The following is an 18,632-nucleotide window of genomic DNA, read 5'->3' on the forward strand; positions in this document are numbered from 1 at the left end:
TGGGTCTCGATCACTCGTTCCTCGCGCCTCGCGCCTCGGCAGCGGCATCCGCTTTCTGCAAAGGTCAGTGGCGGAGCGAGATGCCGTGCCCGATGCGACGAAACAGCAAGGCCGCGATGATCGCACCGCCCAAGAAGAACCCTGCACCCCACCAGTAAGCCACGGCATAGCCGTCAACAGCAGCCTGGGCGGCAACCGCGGCCGTTGCGGGCAGGTGATCGGCGACGTAGTTGGTGGCCGCAGTGGCGGCGAGGGTATTAAGCAACGCCGTTCCGAGGGAACCGCCGATCTGCTGGCTGGTGTTGACCATCGCCGAGGCGACCCCGGCGAATTGGCCGTCGACGCCGAGCGTCGCGGTCTGCATGGAGGCGGGCATGATCGTTCCCATTGCAAGCCCGATGATCATCAGCGGCAGCAGCACGTCGATCCAGTACACGCTGTTCAGATCGAGGTGCGTGAGATACACCATGCCGATCGCGCCGAGGGCCATGCCGATCGGCACCAGTACCTTGGGCCCGAATCGAGGCACGAAAATGTTCGTCGACAGCTGCGCGGCCAGCACGAGCATGGCGATCATCGGCAGGAACGACAGACCGGTCTGCATCGGCGAATACTGCAGTGAGGTCTGCAGAAAGTAGGTCACGAACAGGAAAACGCCGAACATACCCGCACCAGAGATGAGAATCGAAATGTAGGCGGCCGCGCGGTTGCGATCCAGCACGATGGCCATCGGCAGAAGAGGATGCGCCGCCTTGCGTTGCCAAAGCACGAACGCGACTAGCAGAATCCCGGCCACCACAAGCGTGCCCCAGGTCAGCATGGAGTCCCAGCCGTCGGTCTCCGCATTGGAGAATCCGTAGACCAGACCGAACAGGCCTCCGGAGACCAGCAGGGTTCCGGGAATATCGAGCTTCGGTCGCGGGCCCGTGCGCGTGACGTGGCTGACGAAGACCGCCGCGCCGACAATGGCGACCACGGCGATGACGACGTTGATGTAGAGGTTCCAGCGCCAGTCGAAATTCTCGGTGAGATACCCACCGAGGAGCAGACCAACGGCACCGCCTGCACCGGCGATCGCGCCGAACACCCCGAAGGCGCGGGCGCGTTCCCGGGGAATCGTGAAGGTCGTGGTCAGTACCGCGAGTGCGGTCGGGGCGAGCAGAGCGCCGAAGGCACCCTGCAGGGCGCGGGCACCAACCAGCATGCCGAAGCTGTCGGCCGCCCCGCCGAGCGCCGAGGCGGCAGCGAACCCGATCAGGCCGATGATGAAGGTACGCTTGCGTCCGATCAGGTCGGAGAGGCGACCTCCGAGCAGCAGCAGGCTGCCAAAAGCGAGCGAGTACGCGGTGACAATCCACTGGCGGTCACCGTTGGAGAAACCGAGGTCGGCCTGGGCCGACGGCAGGGCAATGTTGACGACGGTCGAATCGAGCACGACCATGAGCTGGGCCAGAGCAACGACGGTGAGGGTCCACCAGCGGCGCGAGGTGGTCGGGGCAGCGACGAGTTCCGGGGGCGCGACGGACGAAGTCTGTGACATGTCGGATACTCTATACGGCGTCCTGCTGACCGCCGTCGGCCTGGGCAGCCAGCATCCTCAGGGTTGACGGCGTAGTGTCGACGGGTGCGACGTACTGACCAGACCCAGGAGCTCGGGACCGACGAGTGGCGGGGCCTCGAGCAGGTTCACGAGGAACGCGCCGACGCCTTCACTCGCGGCCGCCGAGAGCGCGCGGCAACCGGCCAGACGCATCCGGTCGACGATTTTCTGTTCACCTACTATCCATTTCGCCCGGGCCTGCTGCGCCGCTGGCATCCCGGCGCCGGCGTGCTGCTCCAGGGCGCGGCCGATCTGCCCCGCGCAACGTGGAAGTGGTACCGCAGCACGGGCAGCGCCAGCCAAGTGGATGCCGCCGCCTTCTCCGCGAAAAATGAGCGCGTCATCCGCTTCATCGGAACACTCCTCACCGCGACCCGGCAGCGACCGGCCCACTTCGGCTGTTTCGGACTGCACGAGTGGGCGATGGTCTACCGCCAGGGTGAGCACCGGCACGTCGCGCCGCTGCGCCTCGGCCAGAGTGACACCGACGCCGTCGTCGACGGCAACCGCGTGGCCTGCAGCCACTTCGACGCGTTTCGGTTTTTCACCCCGGCGGCCCTGCCGCTTAATCAGCTGCTGCCCACGCGGGAGAACCAGCCGGTGCTGGAGCAGCCGGGCTGCCTGCACGCCGGCATGGACATCTACAAATGGGTGATCAAGCTCGGCCCCCTGGTTCCCGGCGCGGTCCTGCTGGACGCCTTCGAGCTTGCGCGCGACATCCGCCAGCTCGACATGGAGGCCTCCCCCTACGACCTGAGCGCCTGGGGCTATGAGCCGGTAGCGGTCGAAACTGCCGCAGGCAAGGCCGAGTACGTGCGCCGGCAGCGCGGCTTCACCGAGCGCAGCAACCTGCTGCGCGACCGCGTGGTCAACCTACTCGGCTGACGCAGCAGCTGCTCCTCGGATGAGATCGGACTATCGCGCCTGATCGGGCATCGGCGGACGACACCGTAGCAGTGTCAGCTCACCGGTTATGGTGAGCTCACCGATGTTGTGCGGCGTGAGGATCGTGAGCCCCTGCGCGAGAACAACGTGGGAGCCGTTCGCTGCGGTGAGCTGCCCGCTCCCGGAGAGGATAACGAGAATGCTGAAGCCTGCCTCGAGCACGGTCTCCCCCGCTACCGCCCTGTGTTCCGCACGAAAGTAGGATCCGGCCTGCGGCACCAGGGTGTGCCCGCCGGTGCCAGCGTGCACGAGGAGCGTTTCGAGCTCCGCCAACGACCACCCGTGACGGTCGGTCGCCTCCAAAGCTTTCTCGACACCAATCCCGAGGTGACCGTGCCGCGGCCCATCGATCGCAAAGCCCTTCCACTCCAGCAGCACGGACATGTCCTCGGGCTCCTGCACCTCAACGATAAAGACACCGGCACCGATCGCGTGGGGCAGGCCGGGTGGCACGTAGATGGAGTCCCCCGCACGCACGGTCAGCAGGTGCATAGCGCCCAGCAGGGCGTCCACATCCTGCGCCTGCACCCAATCGTTCAACTCTGTCGCCGACACGTCACGGGCGAAGCCCAGGTGCACGGTGCCACCGTCCACCACGTACCAGGCCTCGGCCTTTCCGTGCCCGGCTCCGAGATTCGCCTGGGCGAACTCGTGGGAAGGGTGAATGTGCACGGGGAGCCGTTGGCCGGCGTCCAAAAGCTTGACGAGCAGTTTGGTGTCGGCACCGAACTGGGCATGGTGGTCACGGCCCAACCAACCGACCGGGTCACCGAGAACAGCGTCGCGGAGTCGTTCCCCGGACGGAAGCTCGGTCAGCCCAATATCCGCCTCACCGAAAATCGTCGTGGTCGATGCAACCCAATCTTCGGGAACATGATCGATGCTTCCTTCCTCGTGCCGGAAAGCGCGAATTTTGGGCCCGCCGGCGTAGAACCGGTTCGCCGGCTGGTTGCTCGGCAGGAGCACCGGTCGCTCAGGTGCCGCCGTCATCGCGCGGTTGGGTTGGGGGTCACGATGGATTTCAGAACACCCGGTTGCGTTGTTGAACGCAGGGCCGCGTCAACCTGGTCGAGGTCGAAATAACCGGTGACGAGGGAATCCAGATCAACGAGGCCTCGACTCACCAATTCGATGGCCGTCGGCCAGGTGTTGGCGTACCGAAAGATGCCCGTGACGATGAGTTCACGGTTCTGTATGACGGAAATCGGCAGGGCAATCTCACCCGCGCCCATTCCGACGAGCACGACGACACCCCCGGCGCGAACGGCTCTGAGGCCCGATTGCACGGCGCTCGCTGCACCCGAGGCATCCACAAATACGTCCACCGCGAGTCCGAGCGTCGCGATGTTTTCGACAAGTGGATCGATTGCCCGAGTCGCGCCAAAGGTCAGCGCTTGAGCTCGACGTGCGGGGCTCACATCCGAGATGATGATCTCGCTGGCCCCATAGGCACGAGCCACCTGCGCCGTGATGATGCCGATCGGACCGGCACCGGTGATGAGAACACGGGTACCGATGGTTATGCCGCCTTTTTGGGCGGTGGCGATCGCTACCGACAGGGGCTCGAGAAGTGCCGCCGCATCGTCGCTGACCGTGTCGGGCACGGCCCAGGCAAAGTGCGATTGGATTGCCACATATTGGGCGAAGGCACCATCGACTCCTGGGGTGGCATAAAAGCGCATGTCCGGGTCGAGATTGTACCGACCGATGAGGGTCTCGCGGGAAGTCGGCGTGGGTCGCTGCGGCTCGATGGACACACGTTCACCCACCCGTTCCGGGTCGATGGCTCGCCCGACGGCAACGATACGACCGCCCGATTCGTGTCCGAGGACAAGGGGCTCATCAACGATCCAGTCGCCAAGACGACCGTCATGCCAGAAATGAACGTCGGATCCGCAGACGCCGACCGCGGTTACTTCGACCAGAACCTGATCGTCGTCCAGCGCTGGAAGCGCTCGTTCTTCAACCGCGAGTGACTGCGCACCGAGCAAAACGCTCGCGCGCATGGTGGACGGAAGACTATTCGTCATGATGCCTTTCCTAAAAAAGATCGGTTGTACTAGTGACGGGCCGCCGAGGTGCCGTCGGCACGGGCAAGTTTGGGTGCGACGACGACCCGGATCCCTTTCGAACGCATCCTCGTAATGTGCTCGGCCGCCGTCTGGGCGTCCACGATGACGATGTCGTACTCGGTCAACTCGGCGAGAGCGTGCAGGGCGCGCTTCTCGAACTTGGTGTGGTCCACCAGAAGAATTCGTGTCGCTGCGGACTCGAACATCGCGCGCTTGGTGTCCACTGTCTCCAATGTCTGATGAAAACAGACATCGTCGGTGATGGCCGAGGTCGACATAATAAAGATATCGGCACGAAGTTTTTGGATCGCCTCGTTGGTCATGCGTCCGAGAAATGCACTGCACCAGTTGTAGTAGTCGCCGCCCAGGGCAACCAGGCTGATGCCACGCATGCCGGTGAGTTCATTCATCAGGGTCAGGACGTTGGTGATGACGGTGAGTGGTGCTCGGGTCGGCAGGTACTTGGCCAGCTGCAGCACGGTCGTCGAATCATCGAGAAAGATCGACTGGCCGGGTTCGATGAATTCCAGGGCAGCGACGGCGAGGGACTCCTTCTCGGCGACCTCTCGGTTCAAACGATAGACATCGCTCGACTCCACCAGACTCGTCGACAGCGCAGTGGCCTGTCCCCGCGTCTTTCGAAGAAGTCCCCGTGCTTCCAGCTCATCAAGGTCACGGTGCACGGTCATCACACTGATATCGAATCGCTCGGCGAGGTCTTCGATCCGTATTGCGCCCTCGGCCATCACGGCTTCGCTAATCGCTCGCTGTCGAACCAGCTGGCGCGACTGCCGGCTGTCATCGGAGACTGGGTTTACGTTCACGTCACTCTTCCCCGATTTCGTCTGGAACCACATTGTTTGCACTCATTTTAGGGTTGCGTGCTGGTGCGATCGCGCCGCAGCTTCCTCGAGAATCTTCCCGAGGGCCGTGGCGTCGTGCGCGAAACGACCGAGGAAGAGTCCATCAACCGATCCGCCCAACTCGCTCAGGAGCCCCGGTCCGGCGCTCCCGCCATAGATGACCCGGGGATTGCCCTCACCCATTCGCGTGCCCAGCCAGTCGCGCAGGAGAACGGCCACCGCGGCCACGTAGTCCGCCTGAGCTGGCTCAGCTGCTCCAATCGCCCATTCCGGTTCGTACGCCACCACAAGCGGCATTCCGCGGTCAGTTGGGCTGATCTCGATCAAAGCAGCATCCAACTGCTCGATACACGCCTGGGCAGCTTCGAGTGGTGTTCCGCGAGTCGGTTCTCCCACGCACAGAATCGGGGTCAGGCCATTTCGCGCAGCTGCACCAAGCTTTCGGGCTAGCACGGTTGGGCCTTCACCAAAGAGTGATCGCCGTTCCGCGTGACCGATCTCAACGAACGTGCACCCGATGTCAGTAAGGTCGGCGCCACTCACCTCACCGGTGAAGGCACCACGGTCCTCCCAGAAGAGGTCCTGTGCTCCGACCGAAACTCCGGTTCCCGAGAAGATCTCCACGGCCGTCGCGAGTGAGGTGAACCCGGGGAGCACCACGAGGGTGACAGCACCGCTGACCACTGATTCGTGGTGCCGCGCCAGCTCAGCAACTTCGGTGCACCAGGAGCGGGTGCGATTGTGGTCGAAGTACATCTTGAGGCTGACGCCCAGAAGCACGCTAGACGGTGACATTGTCTTCGTACGTCGATAAAATCGCTACCTTTTCTGCCGACGCGGACGTTTCGTCGAAGGTGTAGGTAAGCCATTCTTTCGCGAGACGACGAGCCAGTTCGATCCCCACGACACGCTGTCCAAAGGTGAGAACCTGCGCGTTGTTGCTCAATACTCCGCGTTCCACCGAATAGCTGTCGTGTGCCGTCACCGCACGAATGCCGGGAACCTTGTTTGCCGCAATAGCGACGCCCAGTCCGGTGCCGCACAGTAGCAGCGCACGGTCGGCCTGACCCGAGGCGATCAGTTCGGCGGCGGCGATTGCCACCGTCGGATAGGCAGTGTGATTGCTGGCATCAACGCCGACGTCGAGGACCGACTCGACCAGGTCGCTGGCTTCGAGGTCGGCCTTCAGTATCTCCTTGTACGCGAATCCGGCATCGTCGGATCCGATAATCAGGCGCAATTTCTGGCTCATTGACTTACTTTCTGTTGGCTGTTCATTACCGCGGCAATGGCGTCTATCGCCAGTGCCAGGGATACAGCCCCGGGGTCGGGGCTGCCGAGACTTTTTTCCATGTGCGGACGGGCGCGGCCAATTTTTGGCAGCAGCTGCGACGTGGCGTCAGCAGCGTCGGCAGCGATCAGGGCTGCACTCTTCCACGATTCCCGGGCGGTCAGACCTTGTTCGGCCGACTCGGTGAGAGCCACGGCGACGGGTGAAAGCACATCAACCATGGTCTTATCGCCCAGCTGCGCTTTGCCGAAGCGGGCGATCGCTGCCAATGCGGCGGTGACGCCGGCCGCAAGTTTCGTCGCGGTAGGGGCGGCGTCGTCCCCCACTTCAACGGCGAGAGCATTAAGGGCGAGGCCCCAGAGCGCACCGCTGGTTCCACCAGCCCGATCCGCCCAAGCATCGCCGGCCTTCGAGAGGATGCTGCCAGCTCCGGCTTCGCGGGCGGCCGCATCCTCTGCCGCAAGAAGGGCGGCGGTCGCACCGCGCTGCATGCCGATTCCATGGTCGCCGTCTCCAGCCACCGAATCCAACCGCCCCAATTCCTCGACGTTGGTGTCGATCATGTTCTTGATGGCACGGATGCTGTCCAGCACGATGACGCCGGAGGCTCGCGACACCGCGCTGGAGGGGAGGATGACATCCTCGACAATGTCCACCACCGTGCTCAGATTACTATCGAGAGCCTGGCGATTCACGAGGCCCTTGCGATATGCCGGCGTGTAGGCCGGAGATTTCCAGGCCTCTTCCAACTCTGCGTCGAGCCAGAAGAGGGTCAGGGAGACGCCGGCCATCTGAAAGCTCGTCACCAGCTCGCCGACCTCAGGGTCTACGATTTCCATTCCCTGCGCCGAGAGTAGTGCTGACACACTCCCGTAGGTCACGAAGAGCTCTTCATACTTCACCGAGCCCAGGCCGTTCAGGATGACTCCGACACGCGCACCGTCCGAGGAATCAAGATTCGCCGGTCGCGCTTGCACGAGCCCCTGTACGAGTAGCTCGGCGAGGCCATGAGCGGTCGGCACGTCTTGTTCACTGATGCCGGGCTCGCCGTGGATGCCCATGCCCACCGCCATCCGGCCCTCGGGAATGGTGAAGAGGGGGGCGGACGCACCGGGGAGGGTGCATCCGGTGAAGGCCACGCCGAATGAGCGCGTGTGCTCGTTGGCGCGGTTGGCGAGGGTCCAGACCGCATTCAGATCGTCGCCGCGTTCGGCCGCATACGCTGCTGCGCGAAACACGGCCAGGTCGCCGGCGACGCCGCGACGCTTGTGGGCCTCTTCCGCGGAGGCGCTGGAGATGTCGTCGGTGACGACGACCGTTCGGCAGGGAATACCCCCCGCGATAAGCCGCTCCTGGGCCTGATCAAAATTGAGAACGTCGCCGGCATAGTTTCCGTACGTGAACAACACACCCGCTCCGGCTGCTGCTGCTTTTGCGACCGTGTAGATCTGCTGCGCCGAGGGCGAAGCGAAGAGATTGCCCATGGCGGCGCCGTGTGCCAAGCCGGGGCCGACCAGGCCCGCGAAGGCCGGATAGTGACCGGAACCGCCCCCGATAACGACGGCGACCTGACCCGTCGGAGTGCGGGAGGTTCGCACGACCCCGCCGTGAACTTTCCGCACGAGCGTGGAATTCGCGGCGACAAAGCCGTCGATGAGCTCATCCGCAAACTGAACCGGGTCGTTATATAGGTAGGTCATGTGAAGCGCCCTCCGGGGCGATGCTGGAATCAGTGGGGCAATGGGCGAATGTCTCTTACGCCGTAGCGACGACGCTTTCGAGGGTGCCCGGCCCCGGGACGACCGCCGACAATGGTGACGGTATCGTCCCGGGGCCAGCGGGTGGTGGTGTTACTCGCTCAGGCCAAACGACGTGTACTTGCCAACGTTTTCGGTGGTGATCAAGATACAGTCGAAGGACTGCTTCTCGGTGTCGGCACCCGTCTTTCCGGTCTTGAGGTAGGAGTCTGCCTGGTCGACTGCGGCCGTTGCGAAGGCGACGACCGGCTGAAGAACGCTGTAGGCGAGGCTGCCATCTTCAACGGCGACCGCTGCGTCGGGTGAGCCGTCGAAACCACCGACGACGACGGAGTCGAGCTTGCCTGCTTCCTTCAGCGCAGCGATTGCGCCGAGGGCCATGGGGTCGTTGCCGGCAATGACTCCGGTGATATCCGGGTGAGCAGCGAGCAGCGTCTGCATCTTGTCGTGACCCTCCTTCTGGTCCCAGTTAGCGACTTCCTGGCCGGCGAGCTGCATGTCGGGGTACTGCGATAGAACCGTGGCAAAGCCGTTGGATCGTGTCGCCGCATTGTTGTCCGACGGCTTTCCCTTCAATTCAACATAAATACCGGTGCTGCCCATTGCTTTGACGAATTCGGCTGCGCCGAGGGCTGCACCTTGGGCGTTGTTGGAGACGAGCTGTGATTTGGCGATGCCTTCCTCGTTGATCTCGGCGTTGACCAGGAACACCGGGATGCCGGCATCCGTCGCCTTCTGCACGGCCCCAATGGAACCACTGGCGTCGGCCGGATCAAGAATAATGGCGACGGACTTGTTGGTTATGGCGGTATCGATCAGGTCGCTCTCCGCCTTTGCATCGGCCTTGTGCGCTGCGACATTGGCGGTGTATCCAAGCTTCTCTGCTTGCGCCTTCGCTGCGTCGCCTTCGGCGGTCCAGTACGGGTTGGCGAGGTCGTTGACGATGATGCTGATCAGGCCGCCGCCAGCCGCAGTGTCGTCAGTTGTTGTGGCGGGTGTGGCCGAGCATCCGGCCAGTACGACGGCGGTGGAGACGACCACGGCAAACGCTGCTGCTGCTTTGCGAAACATGTTGCTGTCCATTTCTTGGGTTGGGTATCGGTTGACGAAGCTGTCAGCCGATGATCTTCTCGGTCGCGGCGTCGGCTGTGGCCGGAGTATCGCGAGGCGAGGAAGTCGGTGAGGGTGATGATGGTGCCGCGGGAGCTTTGCGTCCCTTGTACTGCACGGCGTTGAGGAGAACGGCGAGAACGATGACGGCGCCCTTGAAAATCATCTGCCAGTACTCGGAGACTCCGATAATGACCAGACCGTCGGAGAGGAAACCGATAACGAAAGCTCCGAGGAGCGTGCCGCGAACGGTGCCGCGACCACCCATGAGGCTGGCGCCACCGATCACGACGGCCGCGATGGCGGTGAGTTCGAAGGTTTCACCGGCTGTGGGGTTGGCGGAGGTGAGTTCGGAGGCGATGATCACACCGGCGATGGCTGCGGCGATACCGCTGAGGACATACACACGAATTTTGACGCGGTTGACCGGGATACCGGAGAGTTCAGCTGCTCGTTCATTGCCACCGGATGCGTAAATCCAACGGCCGAACACGGTGCGATTCAGGAGGACGCTGGCGAGGATGGCCAGGACGACCATGATCACCACGCCGGTCGGCACGCCGAGGATCCGGTTGAAGCCGAGCATGTTGAATCCGGTGTTGCCGAGGGCTTCCTGGCCTTGCAGTGCCGGGTAGGTGAGGCCGCCTGTGATCAGGAGCGCGACGCCGCGCACGACGTAGAGCATGCCGAGGGTGGCGACGAAGGGTGCCACCTTGAACCGGGAGATGAGGACTCCGTTGATGAAGCCGACGAAGGCGCCGGTGGCCAGGGCGAGCAGAACGACGACCCACACGGAGGGGAAGAGTTTGAGCCCCAGGGCGGGGATCTCCACCCCCTGCATGAGAGCGCCGGCAACAATTCCCGACAGTCCCACGGTGGACCCGACCGAGAGGTCGATGCCACCGTTGAGGATCACCATGAGCATGCCGAGGCCGAGCACGGCGAAGATGGCCACGTGTGCCGACATCTGCAGCAGGTTGTTGACCGTGAAGTAGTTGGGTGACAGTGCCGAAAACACGATGATAATGACGATGAGGGCAAAGAATGCCCGCCCGCGCAGGAGCACTGCGCGAATGTCGAAGCCGCCTGAGAAGAGGGAGGACAAACCCGCCGAGGGTGTTTTTGTTGTGGTGCTCATGAGTTAGTCGTTTCCGTTCGGGGACTCGGCGATCACGGCTTCACCGGACGCAGCCATGATCTGTTCTTTGCTGGCATCGGGTCCAAAGGTCGCGACGATGCTTCCCTTGTTCATCACGATGATGCGGTGGGCAATACTCAGGCACTCGCCTACCTCGGAGGTCGAATAGATTACGGCGAGCCCGCGGGTGGCGAGCCCGGCGAGGAGCCCAAACACCTCGGCTTTCGCACCGACGTCGATTCCGCGGCTGGGTTCATCGAGCAAGATCACCTGAGGATTCGTTGCCAGCATTTTGCCAATGACGACCTTTTGCTGGTTTCCGCCGCTGAGCGACCCGATCGGGGCGCTTCCGCCGTCGGTTTTCACCCGGACATCGCTGATTTGGGTTTGCACCAGGGTGTCTTCCTGGGTCCGGGAGAGAAACATTCCCTTCACCAGGGTGGTCAGGCTGGCCAGCGACAAGTTGTGGCCCACCGACATCGACTGCACCAGGCCATCACGCTGGCGATCTTCGGGCACCAGCCCCAGCCCCCGTTTGATGCGGTCAGCGATCGGCAGATTCCCGAGGTTCTCGCCCAACAGGCTGACGGTTCCCTCCGCGACGGCTACTCGGCCGGCGACCGCTTCGAGGAGTTCGGTGCGACCGGCACCCATGAGACCGTAAATGCACACGATCTCCCCCGCTCGCACGTCCAGGGACAGCCGGTTGACGAGAAGACGGTCGGGAGCGGTCGCATCGGCGACACTCACGCCATCGAGGGAAAGGGCGACCGGTCCCAGTTCGTACCCGGTCGGCGGTTTGCCGAGATCGAAATTGCGGCCGACCATGTTTTCGACGATCCAGTCGAGATTGATGTGGTCGGCGTGGGACTGCGCGACGATTTCACCGTCTCGCAAGACGACGGCATAGTCGGTGACTTGCAGGGCCTCTTCCAGGTGGTGCGAGATGTAGACGATGGAGACACCGGCGGTGGTCAGATCGTTGATGACTTTGAACAGCACCTCGACCTCGGTCGCGCTGAGCGCCGAGGTGGGCTCATCCATAATGAGGATGCGGGAGTTGACCGACAGGGCACGGGCGATTTCTACAATTTGCTGTTGCCCCAGACGCAGTTCTGACAACAGCGTTCCCGGTGCGATCTCCTCCTGCAGTCCCGTCATCACCACCCGCACCGCCGCGTCCTCGGCGGCGAAGTCAACGCCACCCAGCGGCGTGGTCAGTTCGCGACCCATGAAGATGTTGTCGCGCACGCTCAGGTTTGAGCACAGGCTCAGTTCCTGGTGGATAATCGAAATCCCCAGATCGCGGGCCTGCACCGACGACGCGAACTCCACGACCTCGCCGTTCAGACGAATTTCGCCACTGGTCGGCGACTCCACCCCGGAGAGAATTTTCATCAGCGTCGATTTTCCGGCGCCGTTCTCCCCGAACAGGGTCGTGACCTTGCCACGCACAATGTCGAAGTTGACGCCCTTGAGAGCGTGCACTCCGCCATAACGTTTGACGACGGCACGCGCGCTCAGCGCTACATCGTCGGAATCGACATGAACATCAGCTGCCGACATTTAGTTCACCACAACATCAACGGGCGTGATGAGATACGACGCGGGGTTGACGAGCTGGAAAGCACCGGTGACCGTGATCGACTTACCGGCCAGTTCCGCTGCGACAATATTCGACAGCACCTCGACCTTCAGTTCCTCGTTCAACGCCGCGCCGGCATCCTGATACTCGATCTGGTTGGTGAAGTCAGGAAAGTGGATGGTTCCCGTCGCGTCCCGCAGGTCTGTCCCGCTGATCGCCGGCCCGGTCTGCATGCGCACCGTCACCTCGGCCGGCACCCCATCGATGGTGAACGGAACGATTCCCTGCGAGTCTGCCGCACCGGCTACCGCCGTGAACGAGACGGAGAACACCGGAAAGGATGTCCCCTCGACGACGCCATACTCCTCGGCCGCCGCTTCCGCGTCAGCCGCCAGAGCGGTCGAGACCAGAGCCAGGTCGTGGGCATTCTTCATCACTGCCGCCTGCACGACCGGAAATTCCGTCGCACCATACTCGGCGGCGCTGAACTCGACCGGCGTCGACGCCGCCAGTTCTTCACCCGTCACGACCTTCGTACCGAACCCCATCGCGACCAGCACAACAACGATCCCACCAACCCACAGTGCGCGACGCTTATTCACCGACTGCTTCCTCATGCGTGAAACACCTTCGAGGACAAGTCGTTCGGGCGGATCTGCAGCTTGCGACCAGTCCCCTTACGGAACATGTCGAGCGCCTCGGGGTAGTCCTCAAGGCTGAAGGAGTGGCTGATCATCGGTTCGCTCTTGATCGCCCCGGCTTCGAACATCTCGACCGCGCGTCCGAAGGAATTGAGCACGGCCATTGTTCCGACGATTGAGATTTCATCGCGGTAGACACGAAACGGCGAGTAGTTCGCCATGGCTTCGGCCGGCGCCACGCCGAAGTGCTGAAAGGTCCCACCGGCCTTGACCCGGGGCAGACCGTCTTCGATGGCGCGGATGTTGCCGGTGCAATCGATGACCACGTCCCACTTCTCGCGGCCCGCATCGTTGGCACTCGTGTAGGCGTTGTCGATACCGACCTCACGCGCGGTGGCGAGGCGCCCCTCGTTGAGGTCCACGATCGTGACGCTGGCTGCGCCGGCGCGTGGTGCGAGCTGAGCCATGAGGAGGCCCATGGTGCCGGCACCGTAGACCAGATAGTGCTCGCCCATCTTGCGCGGCAGAATGTCGTAGGCGCGGATCGCACAGGCGAGCGGTTCGATGAGCGCGGCCTGGTAGACATCCGTCTCGGGCTTGAGCTTGAAGACGTTGGCTGCGGGAGCGGTGAATCGTTCCTGTGAGGCGCCGTCAGAAGCCACGACTCCGAGGCCGTTCCAGGCGCGACACAGGTTCGACTTGCCGGTCAGGCAGTATTCGCATTCCCCACAGGTCGTGCTGGGGTTGACGGCAACCTGATCGCCGACCGCTACGTGGGTCACGCCGGTGCCGATGGCGACGACGATGCCCGAGGCCTCGTGGCCCGGAACCAGCGGAAAGATGGTGCCTTCGAATTCACCGTCGAACACGTGGGTGTCGGTGCCGCAGACGCCGACAGCGGCAACCTCGATGACGACCTCTTTGTGGCCTGCGGTCGGTTCCGGCCGCTCGGCCAAAGTGAGGTTTCCAGCTGATTCAAAAACGACTGCTCGCATGTGCCTGACGCTCCTATCGGGACTGTTCGGCCAATTTGCCGAGGTGAGTAGATCTCTGTGCCGCAACTGGCGCTTGCGCTCGATGTTGGCTACGAGTCAGACATCGTCGTCAGTTCCGAATGGAAATATCACGCCAACATCGCCAGACCCCGCAAGTTTTCGTGTTACATACTTGTGATCTTGTGATGTTTTGGTGTGAAATAAACGATACCTATCACAGCGGATGCTGTCAACTAACACGAGAATGTTCCTTTCGTGATGGCTGAGGGCGCACAACTTTAGCCCGGCCCGGACGGCACAAAGCTTCCGACCCGGTGGCCGGTCGTCAGCACAACCCGGGGTGCAGACGCCCTGTGAGTACCTGGAGCTCAGTGCACTGCGGTCGCGCGCCATCGAACAGCTTCGCCCGCCTGCACCGAAACGGTGATGCAGCCATCCACGCAAGGCACCGTCTCAGACGACATCGCGGGGCGAAGCAGTGCGATCCTGGCCGTGGCGTGTTGGGGAGTGACGACCCGCTCCAGCACCCCCGGCCTGCATCCCGGGCCATCGCCGGTCCGGAGTGCGGAATCCGCGATTTCCAGCCTCAACACCTGCGTCCGATCGGAGAGATTCGCGATCACTGCCGTGGGCGCACCCGACGCATTACGGATATCGGCAATCAGAATGGCGACGGCGGGGGGCAATTCTCCCCGCAGCTCGCGCAGGGGCACTCCCTCGAGTTCACGCATCCACTCGACCGCTGTGGCGACCGGGTAACGCGCAGCGACACCGGATCCCCCGATTCCTCGCGCACCCCACGCCTCGAAGTAGCAGAGGCTGGCCACGCCCGGCACGGCGAAGGCGTCAACGCTGGCGATCAGCCAGGCGGCCAGGGCTGCGCTCTGCTGGCGGGCGTCGGTCGCCTCCGGCAGGTGCTCTGGGCCGTAGCCGGTAAATTCGATCTTGTCGGGGCCCGCGACCGGTGCTGTCGTGGCGACGGCATTGAAGCGAGGCCGCAGGGTGATGGGGCCGATGTGCAGCGGGCGACCGCGAGCGATCCGCACGGCATTTTCCGCAACCGTGCGCTGAACGGCAATGGACTCGACGAGTTGTTCCCGTTCGAGCGCGTGCATGTGCGGGGTCACGCTGAAGGCCAGCGCAGTCACCGACGAAGGCAGCCGATCGTGATTGCGATTAAGTTCGGTGAAATGGGCTCGCGTGCCGCCAACGAGTTCGGCGAGCAGGTCGCGCTCGGCCGCCCCTCAACGAGGGCAGCCCACAGCACTCGCTCGCTGAGGTGGGTCGCCGCGTCGAAGGCTCCTAGGCGGCGGACGTCGAGCGGTGCCACGGCATCGAGCGCGAGGTTCACCTGCGCTGCAGTCGAGGCGACGATTCGAACGTCGAGAAAGTGGCCGTCGGCATCCGTTTGAGCACGCGCCAAAACGTCTGGCCAAGCGGTATCCGCCATGTTCAACTCGACCAGAATGGCAGTGAGGCCCGCTCGATCGGGAGTGACACCCGGTGCCGAGGACGCGCCCAGAGTGATCTCCGGCACTATTCGGTTCGACGGGCCGCCAACGACAATACGTGCGGGTTGATCCGGGGGGAACGCTGCGGCGATCTGGGTCGGAGCGGCCGCGCGCTCCCCGCCTGGGGATGGCGACTCGGCAATGCGCAGCACCACGGACTGCTCGATGGGCGTGCCGGGCCTGATCTGCACCGGGAAAGGCCGGTCGAGCGGTGTGCTGTAGGTCTTGAACGAGGCATCGGTCCAGTTCCGCTGATCCTCCGTTTCGAAGATGTCGCCGATGAAGCCGAGCGATGCAGTGAAGCCCGCCGCGTTCCAGCGCATCCCGGCGATATTTCGCGCTGGCTGGTGCGGTGAAATTGTTTGCGAAAACCGCACCGCCTTCTCGGCACCGCTGGGATCAGTCACAGTGACTACCTGGCCGGCCAGAGTTGGCGGATGCAACACAACGATTCCGATGCGGTTGCTCAGAATTGGCGAGGGCGACCTGGGTGTGGCCGAGCAGAATCGCGCGGGCAGCGGGTTCGGGAACGCCCATGGTGTCCACTGCTTCGCTGAGGGCTTCCCTGAGCAGTCCGCCGATCATGCAGGCGATGGTCTCCACCAGGGTCGGCTCGAGCTGGGCGAGCTGCTTGACGGTGACCCAGTGCACGTCGATGACCGGAGCGTAAATCACGCGGATGGCCGTCTCGGCGATGACACGCTTGCTCTCGTCATCCGTTTCAATGGCAGCAATGACATCTTGCGGCGCGGCGATGCCACCGAACGTGTCGGCATATTCTTCCGCGGTGTGGCGCTGCAGAAAAATGGAGGGGTGGCACGGGTGGGCGACTTTCAGGTCTCGAACACTTGAGACACCAGCGCTGGGCCAGTTAAGTATGCAATCCTCAACGCATATCTGTCAACCGGTTGACCAAATGCGGCGAAGTGACCGGTCGGCGGCCACGCTGTTTGATAACGTAACGACGTGCCCGCATACGCGACCAACGAAACCGACACCATCAGCGCCGCCCTTGGTGCCATGGGGCCTGGCTCGCCGTCCGCAGCCGTCGCGACCAAGCTTCTGGAACTATTTACCGAGGGGTCCATCGCGTCCGGCACCAGGCTTCCTCCGGAACGGCAGCTCGCCGCGACCCTGGCGGTCGGTCGGTCGGCCGTGCGGGAGGCACTCGCCGCTCTGGAAATTTTGGGGGTCGTCGACGTCAGGCCCGGTTCGGGCACCTACCTGCGCGGAAACGCCAGTGAGCTGCTCCCCCAGACATTGAGCTGGGGAATGATGCTCAACAAATCACGCACGGCCGAACTGGCCGAGGTGCGGGGGGCACTCGAAATTTATGCCGCTCGCCTAGCCACCGAACGGATGCCCCCCGCTGCGATCGCGCGTCTGCACGGCCATCTGGAGAAAATGCGATTGTCCGCATCCGACCTCTCGGCGTTCGTCGAAGCTGATCTCCAGTTTCACCTGGAACTGGCGCAGAGTACCGACAACACGGTACTTCTGGATCTGCTGCAGAGCATCCGCTCGCTCCTGCGTGTCTGGTCGGACCGGTCTGTTCAAGACGACGAGCACGCAAGATTGGCGATTGTGGAACACGCCGCCGTCTATGAGGCTATCGCCGCGGGTGATTCCGAAGCGGCCGCCACCGCAATGGTGACGCATATGCGTACCGCAAGTGCTCGCCTGGCTGGACCGACCGAGCCTCCTGCCACCGGGCCACTTGGGAATTGAGCCACCGCAGGTGGTGCCATCGAGCCTGCTGCCGCTTCCGGCACTGCCTCTCTTTCAGAGTGCGGCTGCCAGCGTCTTCTCAGGTTTCGCCGCGACGGCGAGTGGATGCCGCTCGTCGCGGCGATCTGCGGTCGTTCCGTGAGCGTGCCGAACGGTCCAGTGGGCCCGTTGTAGACGAGTCGACCAAACCCGGATCGCCGGGGCTCCGGATCATCTGTGCGGCCCGAAAACAACTCGAGGCTGGAACAGAACAACGATTAGGAGCTCTCATGAACACGATCACGAAGCACACGAACGTTCGCAAGATCACGGCGCTGGGAATCACCGGCGCCGCGGCATCCGCTCTCATCATCGGTGGTTTCGTCGCTCCCGCCCAAGCATTCACGGGTGACAGCACGAGCACCACGACGAGCACGAGCACCGACAACTCCTCCGAACAGAACCGCCTGGACATCATCGGTGACCTGTTCAACCTCTCCGGCAACGAGGCGACGGGCAACGGTGTGCTCGGCAACGACACCTCCGTCGGCGGCTTCGGCAACGGTGACACCTTGAACGGTGGCGTCGTCAACGGCCCGCTCATTGACGACTCGCTCACGAACGACATCGGCGATGTCGCCTCGGGCAACGAGGTCGGCAACGACGCATCCGTCGGGAACGGCACCGACGTGGTAGCACCGATCGAGGCTCCGGTCGACGCCGGCAACGGCACCGACATCGATGGCGTTGATGGCGGCGACATCGACGGCTCGGTCGACTCGATCGTCAACGACGTTCTCGGCGATCTCGGACTCGGCCTCGGTCGCTAACCAAACCGCTTAGCAGCCAGGGCGTCTCCCCTTCGGGAGGCGCCCTTCCTGGCGTTCAGTCGCGCGGGTACGACTCGATGATCTCGCGCATGCGCGGCAGCCCGAACTGGTCGGCGATGGCGACGCCACTGTGTGTGCCGAGGCGAGGGTCGGCATCCGCTTCCAGGAGCAATCGCAGAATCGCCTCATTGTTGCGAAAGACCGCGCACGAGATGGCGGTTTGGCCCATCGCATTAATTGCGGATGCGTCCGCCCCGCGGCGAAGCAGGTCAGCGACGGTCTCGGGGTGCTGCTGATAGGCCGCGACGATCAACAGCGTGTCTCCGCGCGGGTTGACCATATTGATGGACACCCCGGCGTCGAGCATTTCACCCAGCGGACCGGTCAAGCCGTCGCGGGCGAGGTCGAAAACGCCCTCGATGACCTGCGGGCTCGGCCCGGATGTGTTCTCGTTCACTGAGTGCTCCCGCTCGCTAAAATGTGTCTCCAGCGTAACCGGCGGCTGCCCGTGATCGCGAAAAAGTCACGATTCCCCCGACCAACATCGAGCGAGCTGGCGGCAGTTCCTGGTCGATGCCACACTCAGA

General features: G+C 63.3%; 18 protein-coding genes and 1 pseudogene. 3 read left to right on the forward strand and 16 right to left on the reverse strand.

Annotated features, from left to right (window positions below; all coding sequences use genetic code 11):
• Nucleotides 1-64: 64 nt before the first annotated feature.
• A complete protein-coding gene (locus E3T31_RS05020; protein WP_134467761.1) occupies nt 65-1,540 on the reverse strand; it encodes an MFS transporter in 1,476 nt (491 codons plus the stop codon).
• Between the two features lie 84 nt (nt 1,541-1,624).
• Here E3T31_RS05020 and E3T31_RS05025 point away from each other — a divergent pair, with 84 nt between their 5' ends.
• Nucleotides 1,625-2,485 (forward strand): 3-methyladenine DNA glycosylase, encoded by an 861-nt coding sequence (locus E3T31_RS05025; RefSeq protein ID WP_134467762.1) that lies wholly within the window; start codon nt 1,625-1,627, stop codon nt 2,483-2,485.
• A 30-nt stretch (nt 2,486-2,515) separates the two neighbouring features.
• Here E3T31_RS05025 and E3T31_RS05030 read toward each other — a convergent pair whose 3' ends face one another.
• The 14 genes and pseudogenes from E3T31_RS05030 to E3T31_RS05095 all read right to left on the reverse strand — a co-directional run.
• A complete protein-coding gene (locus tag E3T31_RS05030) occupies nt 2,516-3,535 on the reverse strand; it encodes a class I mannose-6-phosphate isomerase (protein WP_134467763.1) in 1,020 nt (339 codons plus the stop codon).
• Nucleotides 3,532-4,575: an NAD(P)-dependent alcohol dehydrogenase gene (locus E3T31_RS05035; RefSeq protein ID WP_134467764.1), complete on the reverse strand. Its 1,044-nt coding sequence runs from the start codon at nt 4,573-4,575 to the stop codon at nt 3,532-3,534. Before E3T31_RS05035 ends, E3T31_RS05030 begins: the two co-directional genes overlap by 4 nt.
• A gap of 29 nt (nt 4,576-4,604) precedes the next feature.
• Nucleotides 4,605-5,441, reverse strand: a complete 837-nt coding sequence (locus E3T31_RS05040; protein WP_241977661.1) for a DeoR/GlpR family DNA-binding transcription regulator — start codon at nt 5,439-5,441, stop codon at nt 4,605-4,607.
• A gap of 42 nt (nt 5,442-5,483) precedes the next feature.
• Nucleotides 5,484-6,275 (reverse strand): triose-phosphate isomerase family protein, encoded by a 792-nt coding sequence (locus tag E3T31_RS05045; protein ID WP_134467766.1) that lies wholly within the window; start codon nt 6,273-6,275, stop codon nt 5,484-5,486.
• Nucleotides 6,262-6,732: a ribose-5-phosphate isomerase gene (locus tag E3T31_RS05050; RefSeq protein WP_134443987.1), complete on the reverse strand. Its 471-nt coding sequence runs from the start codon at nt 6,730-6,732 to the stop codon at nt 6,262-6,264. Before E3T31_RS05050 ends, E3T31_RS05045 begins: the two co-directional genes overlap by 14 nt.
• Nucleotides 6,729-8,471, reverse strand: a complete 1,743-nt coding sequence (locus E3T31_RS05055) for a dihydroxyacetone kinase family protein (RefSeq protein ID WP_134467767.1) — start codon at nt 8,469-8,471, stop codon at nt 6,729-6,731. Before E3T31_RS05055 ends, E3T31_RS05050 begins: the two co-directional genes overlap by 4 nt.
• 150 nt (nt 8,472-8,621) lie before the next feature.
• Nucleotides 8,622-9,599 (reverse strand): D-ribose ABC transporter substrate-binding protein, encoded by a 978-nt coding sequence (locus E3T31_RS05060; RefSeq protein ID WP_134467768.1) that lies wholly within the window; start codon nt 9,597-9,599, stop codon nt 8,622-8,624.
• A 43-nt stretch (nt 9,600-9,642) separates the two neighbouring features.
• Entirely contained in the window at nt 9,643-10,776 is a 1,134-nt protein-coding gene (locus tag E3T31_RS05065; protein WP_134467769.1) for an ABC transporter permease, read from the reverse strand.
• 3 nt (nt 10,777-10,779) lie between these two features.
• Nucleotides 10,780-12,342, reverse strand: coding sequence for a sugar ABC transporter ATP-binding protein (locus tag E3T31_RS05070; RefSeq protein WP_134467770.1), 1,563 nt, complete (start codon nt 12,340-12,342; stop codon nt 10,780-10,782).
• Nucleotides 12,343-12,963: a DUF2291 family protein gene (locus E3T31_RS05075; protein WP_198416975.1), complete on the reverse strand. Its 621-nt coding sequence runs from the start codon at nt 12,961-12,963 to the stop codon at nt 12,343-12,345.
• 11 nt (nt 12,964-12,974) lie between these two features.
• The gene (locus E3T31_RS05080) at nt 12,975-13,997 is read right to left on the reverse strand and encodes a zinc-dependent alcohol dehydrogenase family protein (RefSeq protein ID WP_134467772.1); all 1,023 of its coding nucleotides are present in this window, start codon (nt 13,995-13,997) and stop codon (nt 12,975-12,977) included.
• A gap of 368 nt (nt 13,998-14,365) precedes the next feature.
• Complete coding sequence (locus E3T31_RS05085; protein WP_134467773.1) at nt 14,366-15,145, reverse strand: hypothetical protein; 780 nt, start codon at nt 15,143-15,145, stop codon at nt 14,366-14,368.
• The gene (locus E3T31_RS05090; protein WP_134467774.1) at nt 15,142-15,915 is read right to left on the reverse strand and encodes a hypothetical protein; all 774 of its coding nucleotides are present in this window, start codon (nt 15,913-15,915) and stop codon (nt 15,142-15,144) included. Before E3T31_RS05090 ends, E3T31_RS05085 begins: the two co-directional genes overlap by 4 nt.
• Before the next feature lie 13 nt (nt 15,916-15,928).
• Nucleotides 15,929-16,339, reverse strand: a pseudogene (locus tag E3T31_RS05095) (phosphogluconate dehydrogenase C-terminal domain-containing protein); the annotation flags it as partial.
• Between the two features lie 135 nt (nt 16,340-16,474).
• Between E3T31_RS05095 and E3T31_RS05100 the strand changes: the two are divergent.
• On the forward strand, nt 16,475-17,236 hold the full coding sequence (locus E3T31_RS05100) for a FadR/GntR family transcriptional regulator (protein WP_166788391.1): 762 nt from the start codon (nt 16,475-16,477) through the stop codon (nt 17,234-17,236).
• Nucleotides 17,237-17,505: 269 nt separating this feature from the next.
• Nucleotides 17,506-18,045: a hypothetical protein gene (locus tag E3T31_RS05105; RefSeq protein ID WP_134467776.1), complete on the forward strand. Its 540-nt coding sequence runs from the start codon at nt 17,506-17,508 to the stop codon at nt 18,043-18,045.
• A gap of 55 nt (nt 18,046-18,100) precedes the next feature.
• Here the strand turns inward: E3T31_RS05105 and E3T31_RS05110 are convergent, their stop codons facing one another.
• Nucleotides 18,101-18,502, reverse strand: a complete 402-nt coding sequence (locus tag E3T31_RS05110) for an ankyrin repeat domain-containing protein (protein ID WP_198416976.1) — start codon at nt 18,500-18,502, stop codon at nt 18,101-18,103.
• Nucleotides 18,503-18,632 lie beyond the last annotated feature (130 nt).

The organism is Cryobacterium sp. TMS1-13-1 (assembly GCF_004403125.1).
GTDB classification, from domain to species: domain Bacteria; phylum Actinomycetota; class Actinomycetes; order Actinomycetales; family Microbacteriaceae; genus Cryobacterium; species Cryobacterium levicorallinum.

Bases quoted from the DNA above. Each gene is read 5' to 3' on its own strand.
- E3T31_RS05020 (WP_134467761.1), bottom strand. From the start codon at position 1,540: ATGTCACAGACTTCGTCCGTCGCGCCCCCGGAACTCGTCGCTGCCCCG.
- E3T31_RS05030 (WP_134467763.1), bottom strand. From the start codon at position 3,535: ATGACGGCGGCACCTGAGCGACCGGTGCTCCTGCCGAGCAACCAGCCG.
- E3T31_RS05070 (WP_134467770.1), bottom strand. From the start codon at position 12,342: ATGTCGGCAGCTGATGTTCATGTCGATTCCGACGATGTAGCGCTGAGC.
- E3T31_RS05060 (WP_134467768.1), bottom strand. From the start codon at position 9,599: ATGTTTCGCAAAGCAGCAGCAGCGTTTGCCGTGGTCGTCTCCACCGCC.
- E3T31_RS05080 (WP_134467772.1), bottom strand. From the start codon at position 13,997: ATGCGAGCAGTCGTTTTTGAATCAGCTGGAAACCTCACTTTGGCCGAG.
- E3T31_RS05050 (WP_134443987.1), bottom strand. From the start codon at position 6,732: ATGAGCCAGAAATTGCGCCTGATTATCGGATCCGACGATGCCGGATTC.
- E3T31_RS05045 (WP_134467766.1), bottom strand. From the start codon at position 6,275: ATGTCACCGTCTAGCGTGCTTCTGGGCGTCAGCCTCAAGATGTACTTC.
- E3T31_RS05105 (WP_134467776.1), top strand. From the start codon at position 17,506: ATGAACACGATCACGAAGCACACGAACGTTCGCAAGATCACGGCGCTG.
- E3T31_RS05035 (WP_134467764.1), bottom strand. From the start codon at position 4,575: ATGACGAATAGTCTTCCGTCCACCATGCGCGCGAGCGTTTTGCTCGGT.
- E3T31_RS05065 (WP_134467769.1), bottom strand. From the start codon at position 10,776: ATGAGCACCACAACAAAAACACCCTCGGCGGGTTTGTCCTCCCTCTTC.
- E3T31_RS05055 (WP_134467767.1), bottom strand. From the start codon at position 8,471: ATGACCTACCTATATAACGACCCGGTTCAGTTTGCGGATGAGCTCATC.